Source organism: Enterobacter cloacae complex sp. P15RS, assembly GCF_014895905.1.
GTDB classification, from domain to species: Bacteria; Pseudomonadota; Gammaproteobacteria; order Enterobacterales; family Enterobacteriaceae; genus Enterobacter; species Enterobacter quasihormaechei.
This window is the reverse complement of the sequence record NZ_JADBQL010000008.1, coordinates 24,790-37,603: the sequence shown is the minus strand read 5'-3', so window position 1 is coordinate 37,603 and position 12,814 is coordinate 24,790. Positions and strand designations below refer to the sequence as shown.

The window sequence follows — 12,814 nt, the reverse complement described above, 5'->3', positions numbered from 1 at the left end:
TCAATAACATCAAGATGTTTTTGGGGCCGTTCTTTTTCATTCCAGGATACGAGAGTCAGCATCGATGAAGAAAAAAAACCAGCTGTTGAGCGCCTTAGCGTTAAGTGTCGGGTTATCTCTCTCGGCCTCCTTCCCTGCCAGTGCGGCTCTGCCTTCGCAGGTGCCCGGACAAGAAGCCATTCCCAGCCTCGCGCCGATGCTTGAAAAAGTCCTGCCGGCGGTGGTCAGCGTGCAGGTGGAAGGGACCGCACGACAAAGCCAGCGCATCCCCGAAGAGCTGAAGAAATATTTTGGCGAAGAGGCGCCGGATCAGCAGGCTCAGCCGTTTGAAGGACTGGGTTCGGGCGTGATTATCGACGCGGCTAAGGGCTATATCCTGACCAATAACCACGTGATCAGCCAGGCCGATAAAATCAGCGTTCAGCTGAACGATGGCCGGGAGTTCGACGCCAAACTGATCGGCGGTGACGATCAGAGTGATATTGCCCTGCTTCAGGTGCAAAACCCCAGCAACCTGACCCAGATCGCCATCGCCGATTCCGATAAGCTGCGCGTCGGTGATTTTGCCGTCGCGGTCGGTAACCCGTTCGGCTTAGGCCAGACCGCTACCTCCGGGATTGTCTCCGCCCTGGGGCGCAGCGGCCTGAATCTCGAAGGACTGGAAAACTTTATCCAGACCGACGCCTCCATCAACCGGGGCAACTCCGGCGGTGCGCTGCTTAACCTGAACGGTGAGCTGATCGGCATCAACACCGCGATACTCGCGCCAGGCGGCGGCAGCATCGGGATTGGTTTTGCCATTCCGAGTAACATGGCCAAAACCCTGTCTCAACAGCTGATTCAGTTTGGCGAGGTTAAGCGCGGGCTGCTGGGCATTAAAGGCATGGAGATGAGCGCCGATATCGCCAAAGCCTTTAAGCTCAACGTCCAGCGCGGGGCGTTTGTCAGCGAAGTGCTGCCCAACTCAGGCTCTGCAAAGGCGGGCGTGAAATCCGGCGACGTTATTGTCAGCCTGAACGATAAACCGCTGAGCAGCTTTGCTGAATTACGTTCACGTATTGCCACCACGGAGCCTGGCGCTAAAGTGAAGCTGGGTCTGATCCGCGAGGGCAAACCGCTGACCGTGGAAGTGACGCTGGACAAGAGCACCTCCTCTTCCGCCAGTGCAGAACAGATCTCCCCGGCGCTCCAGGGCGCTACGCTGAGCGACGGTCAGCTTAAAAACGGCACGAAAGGCATTTCTGTCACTAACGTTGAGAAGAGTAGCCCGGCCGCACAGGCAGGTTTACATCAGGACGACGTGATTATTGGCGTGAACCGCACTCGCGTGCAGTCTATTGCGGAAATGCGTAAGGTGCTGGAGAGTAAACCGGCGGTCATTGCCCTGCAAATTATCCGTGGCAACGACACTCTGTACATTTTACTGCGTTAACCATTTGCGACTCCGGGCATCGCCGCTGCGTGTGATGTCCGGATAACTCATGTTATGCTGCAAACCGTTCCTTTTTTAACGACACACGCATCATGCTTTTAAAGCTCTTTCGTTCAATTGTCATTGGTTTGATCGTTGCCGGTCTGCTGCTGGTGGCTCTGCCATCTTTACGCCAGTTCAACAAACTGTCGGCTCCCCAGTTCGACAGCACGGATGAAACGCCTGCGACGTACAATCAGGCGGTACGCCGTGCCGCCCCCGCCGTGGTTAACGTTTATAACCGCGGGCTTAACAGCTCCGCGCATAATCAGCTGGAGATCCGCACGCTCGGTTCCGGCGTGATCATGGATGACCGGGGTTATATCATCACCAATAAACACGTCATTAACGATGCCGACCAGATTATCGTCGCCTTGCAGGATGGCCGCGTGTTTGAAGCCCTGCTGGTGGGGTCGGACAGCCTGACCGATCTGGCGGTCCTGAAGATCAACGCCACGGGCGGTCTGCCGACTATCCCGATAAACCGCAAACGAACGCCGCACATCGGCGATGTGGTGCTGGCGATCGGTAACCCGTACAACCTGGGCCAGACCATCACGCAGGGGATCATCAGCGCGACCGGTCGAATTGGCCTGAACCCGTCAGGACGACAGAACTTCCTGCAAACCGATGCCTCGATCAACCACGGTAACTCCGGCGGCGCGCTGGTGAACTCCCTGGGTGAACTGATGGGCATTAACACCCTCTCCTTCGACAAAAGCAACGACGGCGAAACACCGGAAGGAATTGGCTTTGCCATTCCGTTCCAGCTGGCGACCAAAATCATGGACAAGCTGATCCGCGATGGCCGCGTGATCCGCGGTTACATTGGTATCGGCGGGCGTGAAATCGCGCCGATGCATACGCAGGGCGGGGGTATCGATCAGATCCAGGGGATTGTGGTCAACGAAGTGGCGCCTGGCGGCCCGGCGGCCAATGCGGGCATCCAGGTGAACGACGTTATCCTCTCCGTCAACGGCACGCCGGCAGTCTCTGCGCTTGAAACCATGGACCAGGTGGCCGAGATTCGACCGGGCTCCATTATTCCTGTTGAAGTCATGCGCAATGATAAGAAGCTGACGATTCAGGTCACCATTCAGGAATATCCGGCCACTAACTGACGGCCATAAAAAAACCGAAGCCTGTGCTTCGGTTTTTTTTGCCGGGTGGTGCTTACGCTTACCCGGCCTGCTATGGGAGAGGACGTTTTACTTGTTAACGAACTCTTCGCCCAGCGTGATATCTTTCTTCAGCGTATCCAGCATGCCTTCCATCGCGTTTTGCTCAAACGCGCTCAGCGTGCCGATAGACTTACGCTCTTCAACACCGTTTTTACCCAGCAGCAGCGGCTGAGAGAAGAAACGCGCGTGTTCACCGTCGCCTTCAACATAGGCACATTCAACAACGTCTTTTTCGCCCTGCAACGCGCGAACCAGAGACAGGCCGAAACGTGCCGCCGCCTGGCCCATAGACAGGGTTGCAGACCCGCCACCCGCCTTCGCTTCCACCACTTCGGTGCCCGCGTTCTGAATACGTTTAGTCAGGTCAGCCACTTCCTGCTCGGTGAAGCTCACGCCCGGGATCTGCGACAGCAGAGGCAGGATGGTCACGCCAGAGTGACCGCCGATAACCGGCACTTCCACTTCCGTTGGCTGCTTGCCTTTCAGCTCAGCCACGAAGGTATTGGAGCGGATGATATCCAGCGTCGTCACGCCGAACAGTTTGTTCTTGTCGTATACGCCCGCTTTCTTCAGCACTTCTGCTGCGATAGCAACGGTGGTGTTCACCGGGTTGGTGATGATACCGATGCACGCTTTCGGGCAGGTTTCAGCGATCTGCTGAACCAGGTTTTTCACGATGCCCGCGTTGACGTTGAACAGATCTGAACGGTCCATACCCGGTTTACGTGCAACACCTGCGGAGATCAGCACCACGTCGGCACCCTGCAACGCAGGACGCGCATCTTCACCGGAGAAGCCTTTGATTTTCACAGCTGTCGGGATGTGGCTCAGGTCAACCGCCACGCCTGGGGTTACCGGAGCAATATCGTACAGGGAGAGTTCTGAGCCTGAAGGCAGTTGGGTTTTCAGTAGTAGGGCAAGCGCCTGGCCGATACCACCAGCAGCGCCGAGGACTGCGACTTTCATCCTAAACTCCTTATTATGGTTAACTTAAGTATCTGTAAATCCGTTGCGGCGACCATAATTCAGCACGTCATTAATTACAATTTTCATCGCTAAAGAATTTGAGGTCGCACGTCTTTCGCCTTCACCTGAATGCTATCAGGCTGTGGGCAACAACGTATTAAGAGGGGGTTACAATACACCCTGCCACGCCACCAAAACAACATCATTTTGATAACATTTAATTTACTTTTAAGCTTATTTGCGCGGCGTGACCCAGGCATGTTTTCCGATAACGAAATCTGATAAAATCACTCCCTTTCATAACATTATTTCAGCCTGGCCCCAGGTAGATAATTTGCATAAAAATTCATCCACATGCATAATAATGTTGTTTCTTTCGTCATATTCCGGGTGACTTATGCGAAGCTCGTCTAAGCAAGAAGAATTAGTAAAGGCGTTTAAAGCGCTGCTCAAAGAAGAGAAATTCAGTTCTCAGGGAGAAATTGTTCAGGCGTTGCAGGAGCAAGGCTTCGATAACATCAACCAATCGAAGGTCTCCCGCATGTTAACCAAGTTTGGTGCGGTGCGTACGCGCAACGCCAAAATGGAAATGGTTTATTGCCTGCCTGCTGAACTTGGCGTCCCGACAACCTCCAGCCCGCTGAAGAACCTGGTTCTGGACATCGACTATAACGATGCCGTGGTTGTGATCCACACCAGCCCAGGTGCCGCACAGCTGATTGCTCGCCTGCTGGATTCGCTGGGTAAAGCTGAGGGGATCCTCGGCACTATCGCCGGTGATGACACCATCTTTACCACCCCGGCAAATGGTTTCTCGGTGAAAGACCTCTACGAAGCGATTCTGGTCCTGTTCGAACAGGAGCTGTAATTGCCTGCCCCGTAGCGCACGGCTACGGGGATCATTCTGCTGTTGCCTCGTTTTACCCTGCTTTCCACTGCCTGCTGCTTTTGCAAATAGTGCTTTTTACCGCCTGTTAACATTCAGCCAGTGGATGATTTGCTGCAAAATCGCACTAAAAATCAAATTCATCTATCAATATGATTTTAAATACAAAAATGGACAAATATCGCCTTGCCAGGTCCTTTTTTATGCACTCCCGTTATAAAAATCGATTTTTTTAATACGTAATAACAAGGGAAACCATTAGTCTGGTATTAATTTTTTGCGTGATTAGTGTATACTTGATTTTGTGATGAGGGTCACAGAACAAAGACCCCAGTAGAATAATTGACGAGGTAACCGATCATGAAAATTAAAAACACTGTTGCTGCCCTGAGCGTACTCTCTGTCCTGTCATTCGGTGCGTTTGCGGCCGACGCCATTAATGCCGAACAGGCACAATCCCGTCAGGCTATCGGGACGGTTTCTGTTGGTGCCATCGGCGCATCTCCAATGGACATGCACGACATGCTGAACAAAAAAGCGGAAGAACAAGGTGCATCATCCTATCGCGTAATTGAAGCACGCAGCGGCGACCACTGGCACGCTACGGCTGAACTGTACAAATAAACCCTCGTCGTATCTCATCATACGACTTGCCCCTGACCTCCCGGTCAGGGGCTTTTTTATGACTGACGCACATTGAAACGCAGTTGCCCTTCCAGCTCCTCCTCCGCTTCATCAAACAATAAAATCAGTGCGCCAAAGCGTCTGCGCAGCTTTTCAGGCAGATGGGTAAACTCGATTTCCAGCGGTAACGGCAGCCTGTCGCCGGTCACCACATCCCACAGCATATCAAGGTTGCTTACGCTGTCCCGCTCCAGGTCGAACGCCCGAATAAACTCGCGGTAGAAGTCTTCCTGACTATCAATTTCGTCAAAATCAAAGGTATAAATTTTCATTGCCAGCCACCCGGTACAGGCGGGCGGCAGATGCCGCCCTGTCTATTATAATCCCCCGATATGCAGGGTTTTAACTTCCAGAAACTCCTCCAGCCCCAGCACGGACCCCTCGCGTCCCAGCCCGGACTCTTTTACTCCCCCAAACGGGCCCAGTTCGGTCGATACCGCACATTCATTAATCCCGATCATGCCGCTCTCAATGGCCTGTGAGACGCGGAACACGCGCGACAGATTCTGGGTATAGAAGTAGGCTGCCAGCCCATAAGGCGTATTGTTCGCACGCATCACAACTTCGTCTTCCGATGTGAAGCGGAAGCAGGCGGCAACAGGTCCGAAGGTCTCCTCTTCCGCCAGCTTCATGCCTTCATGGCAGTCACCGAGGACGGTGGGCATCCAGAAGTTACCGCCAAGCTCATGCGGTTTACCGCCGGCCAACACCGTGGCGCCCTTCGCTACTGCATCTTCGACGTGCTCACGGACTTTATCGACAGCCGAAGGCTCAATCAGCGGGCCGACAACCACGCCCTCGTCCAGGCCATTACCCACCTTCAGCGCCTTCACCGCATCAGCAAGCTGATTGACAAACTTGTCGTAGACCGTCTCCTGAATATAGAAACGGTTTACGCTGACGCAGACCTGCCCGGCGTTACGGAACTTATTGGCGATGGCGCCTTTAACGGCGGCCTCAATGTCCGCGTCCTCAAAAACGATATACGGCGCATTGCCGCCCAGCTCCATCGACACCTTTTTCATGGTGTCTGCGGAATTGCGGACCAGCGTTTTCCCGACGGCGGTTGAACCGGTAAACGAGATTTTGCGCACGTCATGGCTGGCCATAATGGCGTCGCTAATTTCAGAGGTGCTCCCCGCGACCGCATTCAGCACACCATCCGGCACGCCGGCCTGCTTCGCCAGCGTCAGCAGCGCAAAGGCGCTCAGCGGCGTGTTGTTTGCAGGTTTGATCACGCCGGTACACCCCGCTGCCAGCGCCGGGCCGAGCTTACGGGTGAGCATGGCCATCGGGAAGTTCCATGGCGTAATAGCGGCAACCACCCCGACAGGCTCCCGGGTGGCCAGGATACGGGAGCCGGGTTTAACCGGAGGGATAATTTCGCCGTTGGCACGCTTGGCCTGCTCGGCAAACCACTGAATGAAGCTGGCGGCATACTCTACTTCGCCCTCAGCTTCTTTCAGCGGCTTGCCCTGCTCGGTGGTCATCAGCCTTCCGAGCCAGCTTTTATTCTCAATAATCAGTTCATACCAGCGATAGAGGATCGCAGAACGCTCTTTTGCCGTTTTTGCGCGCCATGCGGGAAAGGCTTTCGTCGCGGCCGCAATAGCCTCTTCGGTTTCGGCTTTACCTGCTTTCGCTACTTTTGCAATGACCTCGCCCGTGGCCGGGTTTAGCACATCAAACGTGGTGTCGAGTGTTTTCCAGATACCGTTAACCAGATACCCGGTCTGAAAAAGCGTACTGTCCTGAAGAGCCTGGGTTGTCATGTGTCCTCCCTTCCTGAATGTTTGAACCTACAGGATTAAGTATAGCCACAAAAAAACCGACGCTTTTGGCGTCGGTTTTCTCTTCATCAGCTGTCCGTCAGCGCGTTCTGGTAGCGGTGCAGCATAAATACCAGCCGCTCAACCGGCTCGGTAACCTGCGGCGGCGCTTCCCAGATCCGCAGTTTTTCCTGGTAGATATCCAGCTCTTCCAGCAGTTGCTTAAAGTAGCGGCGATGTTTGTCATCGCTGGATGCCGATATCACGTGGTCCGCCGTGCGCCGTAGCTGGCGGTGGAAGGCGGACAAATCGTCGTTAATCGGCACCGGTGCGTTCCGCAGGCGCTGGTGCGCGATAATCATGGTCAATGCCAGGCGGAAACGGGCGACATCGCCCGGGAATTTGTTCAGCAACAGGAACAGCTGCTGATAAAGAGCCGGCAGGTGGTTCTCCTTGCGTCGTGCGGTATTGGTGGTCAGGGACGAAACGGCGGCCGACACAAACTGATTCAGCAGCACACGCCCTGTCCGCGCCCGGGAGTTATCCCGCACCAGCAGGATGACCATCATCGCCAGGAAACAGCCCACCAGCTGGCCTAATGCGCTGTCCAGGAACTGGCTAAAATGGAAGGTCATCGGGTTATCCAGCACAATGATGTTAATCGTACTCGCCAGAGCGCCTAACGATCCCAGTCGGCGTTTTTGTACCTCTATCCCGATAAAGAACGCCATTACCGCCAGGCTGATGCAGAGCAAAAGCATGCTTTGCTGTGTCGAGGGGATAATCACCAGGAAATAGAGCGCGCCAATCGGTAACGCCGCAATGGTACCGTACAGGAAATCGATAGCGACCATGCGCGGGTTGGGCAGACGCATTGCCAGCGCGGTCACGACGGCAATCATCACCATCGCGCCGCTACCGGACGTCCAGCCGGTCCACAGCCAGAACAGCGTGCCGAGTATACAGGCCAGCGTGGTGCGCCAGAAGTTGACCATCGCATGATGCCGCTCGGCGGATTCCGGTTTAATGACCACTTCGCCCTGTAACACCTCTTCTTCCGCCGCACTGATTTTAGTGTTGCCAATCACGCCGCGTTTCAGAAGCAGGTAGCGCGTTGCGGCGCCAACCCAGGTATAAATGGTGACTGGCGTGTCACGCTCTCCCGTCCAGCCAATCACGCGGCGCATGCGTTTAAGCTGTCGATGCACGTCCTGCACCGTCTCCACAGGCTCATCAAACAGTTCGCGGAAGGTATCCGTTACCGCTTCGGGGCGAGTGTTCTGAATCAGGTAGGTTTCACACGCCTGGGTGATCAGCGTTAACGAGACAGTATTGATCGCTTTCAGACGACGATTGGCGCGCTCCCAGCGGGAAGACTCCATGTTGAGGTTACTGCGCATCCCTTCCAGCGCCTGCGTGCGGCGCACCAGCCCGCTCCAGGCCTTGTCGACCTCTTCGCTGTCGCCGTGCTTAATGCACAGCTGCATGAGCTGGTACTGGGCAACGATCAGCGCGTCCAGCTCACGATCCACTTCCTGCTTAATAGAACGCGGAGAGAAAAGCAGATCGGCGACAATCGCACAGACGATACCAATCACAATCTCGCTGCAACGTTCCACGGCGAACTGCGGGGCGAGCAGCGGATCGGTCTGGATGGTGATGATAATAATCAGCGCGGTATATCCCGCCAGGCCCCAGGCGTACGAGTTCTCAACCTTCACCAGGGAGGAGACCCAGGTACAAAAACCCGCCCAGATACAGCACACGATCAGCATCAGCAGCGGCGTGCGGATCATCAGGATGATAATGGTCAGGGCGGCGATACAGCCGATAAAGGTCCCGATAATACGCAGCATCCCGCGATAGCGGATGGCCCCGGAATAGGGTTCGCCACCCGCCGCGAAGGCGGGACCGGCGGCGACAATCGCGGCGGTCAGAACGGCCCAGCGCGGCGTTTCAAGCTGGAAATGGAAGCCAACAAACAGCGCCAGCACAATGGCGCATGCCAGCTTCACGGCGAAGCGGATGTGCTGGCTGGCGATGGAAAAAATGCCCATAGCGATCAACCAAACTCGCGCAGGCGATGGGCGATTTGACGGAAGATGGAGTCCTGGCTGGCATCACGGTCTTTTTCACCGGTGATCACCACCGTCGCCGTGGTGCCTGCGGGCCAGAGGTTGCTCTGCTGCTCGTCCAGACGAATGCGCACCGGTACGCGCTGCGCCAGGCGAACCCACTCAAGGTTGGAATCGACGGTCGCCATCCCTTTGTTATCAACCGTACTGCTGGAGTTGGTCACCCCCGCGGCAACGCTGTCCACGGTCCCTTTCAGGACACGGTTGCTGCCGAGCGGCGTGATTTCGGCGCGATAGCCCGGACGCACGCCTTCCAGCTTGGTCTCTTCCATATAGGCGAGGACGTAGAAGGAGTTTTGTTTCACCAGCGCCACGGCGGTTGAGCCGCGCGTGATAAACTCACCGGCATAGACGTTAAGGTTAGTCACCCAGCCATCGGACGGAGCGCGGATCACGGTACGTTCCAGATCGAGCTTCGCCAGATCGCGCGTCGCCTGAGCTTTTGCCAGCTGGTGCAGCACGGTTTGCAGCACGTTATTGGACTGGTCAATCTCTTCTCTGGACATGGCCTGGATGCCCAGCTTGTTACGGCGTCCTGCTTCACGGCGTTTTTCAGAGGCCAGCGCGTTGTAATACGCCACGTCGGCTTCTGCTTCTTCAAGGGCTTTTTGATAGCGCGGCTGGTCAATGGTGAACAGCACCTGATCTTTCTTCACCAGCTGGTTATCGTGAACGTTCACCGCCGTAATAAGACCGGCAACATCGGGCGCTATCGCGACCACCTCCGCGCTGAAACGCGCGTCGCGCGTCCACGGCGATTCGGTGTAATAGACCCAGGCGCGAAAAATAGCGATGAACGCCAGGATGACCAGCGCCATAGTGACGGCAGTGCGGGAGATTTTTCTTGTTAGCGTTTTCACATCAACCTCAGACAAACATGCGCGATATTAAATAGAACAGGCAGCAATACAGCGCGGTATTAAACAATGCAGGATGCCAGACGAAATCATAAATCCCGGTAGGGACCAGCACCTTGCGCACCAGCCAGAAGGTCGCCAGTGATAAAAGAAGCTCGAAAAATATCGGTGGGAACGACAGACCGAACACCACGATAACGGGAAACAGACTCATGTTGACCTTGATTATAGAGAGTGCAGGCTACTGGATTGTTAAGCTCGCGCCGCCGCAGGAGGGCAAGAAATGCCGGGCGAGAGTGGCGCAGCCGTTATGTAATTAATAGTATATTAACGTAACTGTTATGCTGTTATCTATCATATGTGATCTAAATCACTTTTAAGCCAGAGTGAATAATGGAACGACTAAAACGCATGTCGGTGTTTGCCAAAGTTGTCGAACAAGGCTCTTTTACCGCCGCAGCACGTCAGCTACAAATGAGCGTCTCATCCATTAGCCAGACGGTGTCAAAACTGGAAGACGAGCTTCAGGTGAAGCTGCTCAACCGCAGTACCCGCAGCATCGGGCTGACGGAAGCGGGTAAAATTTACTATCAGGGCTGCCGTCGAATGCTGCATGAGGTGCAGGATGTTCACGAGCAGCTTTATGCCTTTAATAACACCCCTATCGGCACGCTGCGCATCGGGTGTTCTTCAACTATGGCACAAAATGTTCTCGCTGCCATGACGGCGGAAATGCTGAAAGAGTATCCTGGCTTAACCGTCAATCTGGTGACGGGTATTCCCGCACCGGACCTGATTGCCGATGGGTTAGACGTGGTGATCCGCGTTGGCGCCTTGCAGGACTCGAGCCTGTTCTCGCGTCGGCTGGGCAGCATGCCGATGGTGGTCTGCGCCTCAAAGAGCTACCTGGCACAGTATGGCGTGCCGGAAAAACCCGCCGACCTGAGCAACCACTCGTGGCTGGAATACAGCGTGCGCCCGGATAACGAATTTGAGCTGATCGCGCCGGAAGGGCTTTCCACCCGGCTGCTGCCTGAAGGCCGCTTCGTGACCAACGATCCGATGACCATCTCGCGCTGGCTGGTGGCCGGGGCCGGTATCGCCTACGTGCCGCTGATGTGGGTGATCAACGAGATCAACAGCGGCGAGCTGGAGATCCTGTTCCCGCGCTACCAGTCGGATCCGCGCCCGGTGTACGCGCTGTATACCGAAAAGGACAAGCTGCCGCTGAAGGTGCAGGTCTGTATTAACTATCTGACGGACTATTTTGTGGAAGTGGCGGAGCTGTTTCAGGGCATGCGGGGAAGAAGGAAAGAGTAGGCCTTCCCCCTCACCCCGGCCCTCTCCCCGTTGGGGAGAGGGTTAGGGTGAGGGGAAAATGAAAAATTACGCCGTACCGCCCACGGTCAGGTTATCAACCTTCAGCGTCGGCTGGCCGACGCCTACCGGCAGGCTCTGGCCTTCTTTGCCGCAAACGCCCACGCCGTTATCCAGCTTCAGGTCGTTACCGACCATGGAAATCTGCTGCATGGCCTCAATGCCGGAACCAATCAGGGTTGCGCCCTTCACTGCTTTAGTCACTTTGCCCTTCTCAATCAGGTACGCCTCTGAAGTCGAGAAGACAAATTTGCCGGAGGTGATATCCACCTGGCCACCGCCAAAGTTCGGCGCGAAGATACCGTAATCAACGGATTCGATAATCTCCTGCGGCGTGGATTTACCCGGCAGCATGTAGGTGTTGGTCATGCGCGGCATCGGCAGGTGCGCGTAAGATTCGCGACGACCGTTGCCCGTTGGCGCAACGCCCATCAGACGCGCGTTGAGCTTGTCCTGCATGTAGCCTTTCAGGACGCCGTTTTCGATCAGCACGTTGTACTGGCCCGGCGTGCCTTCATCGTCGATAGAAATCGAGCCGCGACGGTCAGGCATGGTGCCATCATCGACCACGGTACACAGCTCAGAGGAGACAAGCTGCCCCATCTGACCGCTGAATACAGACGTACCACGGCGGTTGAAATCGCCTTCCAGCCCGTGACCGACCGCTTCGTGCAGCAGCACGCCGGGCCAGCCTGCGCCCAGTACAACCGGCAGCGTACCGGCGGGTGCCGCCACGGCAGAAAGATTAACCAGCGCCATGCGCACAGCTTCTTTTGCCCACGCATCCGCGCGCGCTTCGCCGTCAACGTCGCCGAGGAACCAGTCATAGCCAAAACGACCGCCGCCGCCGCTTGAGCCGCGCTCGCGCTTGCCGTCGTCTTCCACCTGCACGCTGATGGAGAGACGCACCAGCGGACGCACGTCGGCGGCCAGCGTACCGTCCGTAGCTGCCACCAGGATCAGCTCATAGACGCCGCTCAGGCTGGCGGACACTTCCTGCACGCGTTTGTCGGCGGCGCGGGCCACTTTGTCCACGCGACGCAGGATGTCCAGCTTCTCTTCGCGGCTCATGCTTTGCAGCGGGTCGATGCTGGTATAGAGCGCCGAATGCTGCACTTCGCCCAGGGTTTTTACGCGACCATCGCCCGCGTCGCGCACGATGGTGGGTGCGGCCTGCGCGCTCTGCTCCAGCGCGGCCAGGCTTATCTGGTCGGCATAGGCAAAACCGGTTTTCTCGCCGCTCACGGCGCGCACGCCGACGCCCTGGTCGATGTTATAGGAGCCATCTTTAATGATGCTGTCTTCTAAAACCCAGGATTCGTGATAGCTCGACTGGAAATAGAGATCGCCGTAGTCGAGACGGCGTTCGGTCAGTTGACCAAGAATGGAGAACAGGTCCTGATGGCTCAGGCCGTTCGCTGCGAGCAAATGTTCACTTACCAGGTTCAGACTCATCGTATTGCTACTCGTTCGTTGCCGCCCGTGGCG

General features: G+C 55.9%; 12 protein-coding genes. 5 read left to right on the top strand and 7 right to left on the bottom strand.

Going from position 1 to position 12,814, the window contains the following annotated elements; genetic code table 11:
• The first annotated feature begins 64 nt into the window (after positions 1-64).
• Together degQ and degS are read left to right on the top strand one after the other, a co-directional pair.
• Positions 65-1,432, top strand: a complete 1,368-nt coding sequence (gene degQ / locus IM267_RS05765) for a serine endoprotease DegQ (protein ID WP_107534001.1) — start codon at positions 65-67, stop codon at positions 1,430-1,432.
• A gap of 92 nt (positions 1,433-1,524) precedes the next feature.
• Positions 1,525-2,592, top strand: coding sequence for an outer membrane-stress sensor serine endopeptidase DegS (gene degS / locus IM267_RS05760; RefSeq protein ID WP_193032986.1), 1,068 nt, complete (start codon positions 1,525-1,527; stop codon positions 2,590-2,592).
• 87 nt (positions 2,593-2,679) lie between these two features.
• On the opposite strand, the gene mdh is transcribed toward degS, so the two are convergent.
• Positions 2,680-3,618, bottom strand: a complete 939-nt coding sequence (gene mdh, locus IM267_RS05755) for a malate dehydrogenase (RefSeq protein WP_006812159.1) — start codon at positions 3,616-3,618, stop codon at positions 2,680-2,682.
• Between the two features lie 397 nt (positions 3,619-4,015).
• Between mdh and argR the strand changes: the two genes are divergently transcribed.
• Positions 4,016-4,486 carry a transcriptional regulator ArgR gene (argR, locus tag IM267_RS05750; RefSeq protein WP_003860428.1) on the top strand — a complete coding sequence of 157 codons (471 nt, stop codon included), beginning with the start codon at positions 4,016-4,018 and terminating at the stop codon, positions 4,484-4,486.
• Between the two features lie 378 nt (positions 4,487-4,864).
• Positions 4,865-5,128, top strand: coding sequence for a peroxide/acid stress response protein YhcN (gene yhcN, locus IM267_RS05745; protein ID WP_063451005.1), 264 nt, complete (start codon positions 4,865-4,867; stop codon positions 5,126-5,128).
• Positions 5,129-5,184: 56 nt separating this feature from the next.
• Here yhcN and IM267_RS05740 read toward each other — a convergent pair whose 3' ends face one another.
• From IM267_RS05740 to aaeX, 5 genes are all read right to left on the bottom strand, one after another.
• Positions 5,185-5,460 carry a barstar family protein gene (locus tag IM267_RS05740; protein WP_063451004.1) on the bottom strand — a complete coding sequence of 92 codons (276 nt, stop codon included), beginning with the start codon at positions 5,458-5,460 and terminating at the stop codon, positions 5,185-5,187.
• A 45-nt stretch (positions 5,461-5,505) separates the two neighbouring features.
• Complete coding sequence (locus IM267_RS05735) at positions 5,506-6,960, bottom strand: NAD-dependent succinate-semialdehyde dehydrogenase (RefSeq protein WP_112791870.1); 1,455 nt, start codon at positions 6,958-6,960, stop codon at positions 5,506-5,508.
• Between the two features lie 86 nt (positions 6,961-7,046).
• Entirely contained in the window at positions 7,047-9,014 is a 1,968-nt protein-coding gene (gene aaeB / locus IM267_RS05730; protein WP_193032985.1) for a p-hydroxybenzoic acid efflux pump subunit AaeB, read from the bottom strand.
• Positions 9,015-9,019: 5 nt separating this feature from the next.
• Positions 9,020-9,952, bottom strand: a complete 933-nt coding sequence (aaeA, locus tag IM267_RS05725; RefSeq protein ID WP_193032984.1) for a p-hydroxybenzoic acid efflux pump subunit AaeA — start codon at positions 9,950-9,952, stop codon at positions 9,020-9,022.
• A gap of 7 nt (positions 9,953-9,959) precedes the next feature.
• On the bottom strand, positions 9,960-10,163 hold the full coding sequence (aaeX, locus tag IM267_RS05720) for a p-hydroxybenzoic acid efflux pump operon protein AaeX (RefSeq protein ID WP_193032983.1): 204 nt from the start codon (positions 10,161-10,163) through the stop codon (positions 9,960-9,962).
• A 179-nt stretch (positions 10,164-10,342) separates the two neighbouring features.
• On the opposite strand from aaeX, the gene aaeR reads away from it, so the two are divergent.
• Positions 10,343-11,269: an HTH-type transcriptional activator AaeR gene (aaeR, locus tag IM267_RS05715; protein ID WP_063451001.1), complete on the top strand. Its 927-nt coding sequence runs from the start codon at positions 10,343-10,345 to the stop codon at positions 11,267-11,269.
• A gap of 66 nt (positions 11,270-11,335) precedes the next feature.
• Here the strand turns inward: aaeR and tldD are convergent, their stop codons facing one another.
• Positions 11,336-12,781, bottom strand: coding sequence for a metalloprotease TldD (gene tldD, locus IM267_RS05710; RefSeq protein ID WP_193032982.1), 1,446 nt, complete (start codon positions 12,779-12,781; stop codon positions 11,336-11,338).
• Positions 12,782-12,814: the final 33 nt, after the last annotated feature.

Bases quoted from the DNA above. Each gene is read 5' to 3' on its own strand.
- IM267_RS05735 (WP_112791870.1), bottom strand. From the start codon at position 6,960: ATGACAACCCAGGCTCTTCAGGACAGTACGCTTTTTCAGACCGGGTAT.
- mdh (WP_006812159.1), bottom strand. From the start codon at position 3,618: ATGAAAGTCGCAGTCCTCGGCGCTGCTGGTGGTATCGGCCAGGCGCTT.
- degS (WP_193032986.1), top strand. From the start codon at position 1,525: ATGCTTTTAAAGCTCTTTCGTTCAATTGTCATTGGTTTGATCGTTGCC.
- degQ (WP_107534001.1), top strand. From the start codon at position 65: ATGAAGAAAAAAAACCAGCTGTTGAGCGCCTTAGCGTTAAGTGTCGGG.
- argR (WP_003860428.1), top strand. From the start codon at position 4,016: ATGCGAAGCTCGTCTAAGCAAGAAGAATTAGTAAAGGCGTTTAAAGCG.
- IM267_RS05740 (WP_063451004.1), bottom strand. From the start codon at position 5,460: ATGAAAATTTATACCTTTGATTTTGACGAAATTGATAGTCAGGAAGAC.
- yhcN (WP_063451005.1), top strand. From the start codon at position 4,865: ATGAAAATTAAAAACACTGTTGCTGCCCTGAGCGTACTCTCTGTCCTG.
- aaeB (WP_193032985.1), bottom strand. From the start codon at position 9,014: ATGGGCATTTTTTCCATCGCCAGCCAGCACATCCGCTTCGCCGTGAAG.
- tldD (WP_193032982.1), bottom strand. From the start codon at position 12,781: ATGAGTCTGAACCTGGTAAGTGAACATTTGCTCGCAGCGAACGGCCTG.
- aaeR (WP_063451001.1), top strand. From the start codon at position 10,343: ATGGAACGACTAAAACGCATGTCGGTGTTTGCCAAAGTTGTCGAACAA.
- aaeX (WP_193032983.1), bottom strand. From the start codon at position 10,163: ATGAGTCTGTTTCCCGTTATCGTGGTGTTCGGTCTGTCGTTCCCACCG.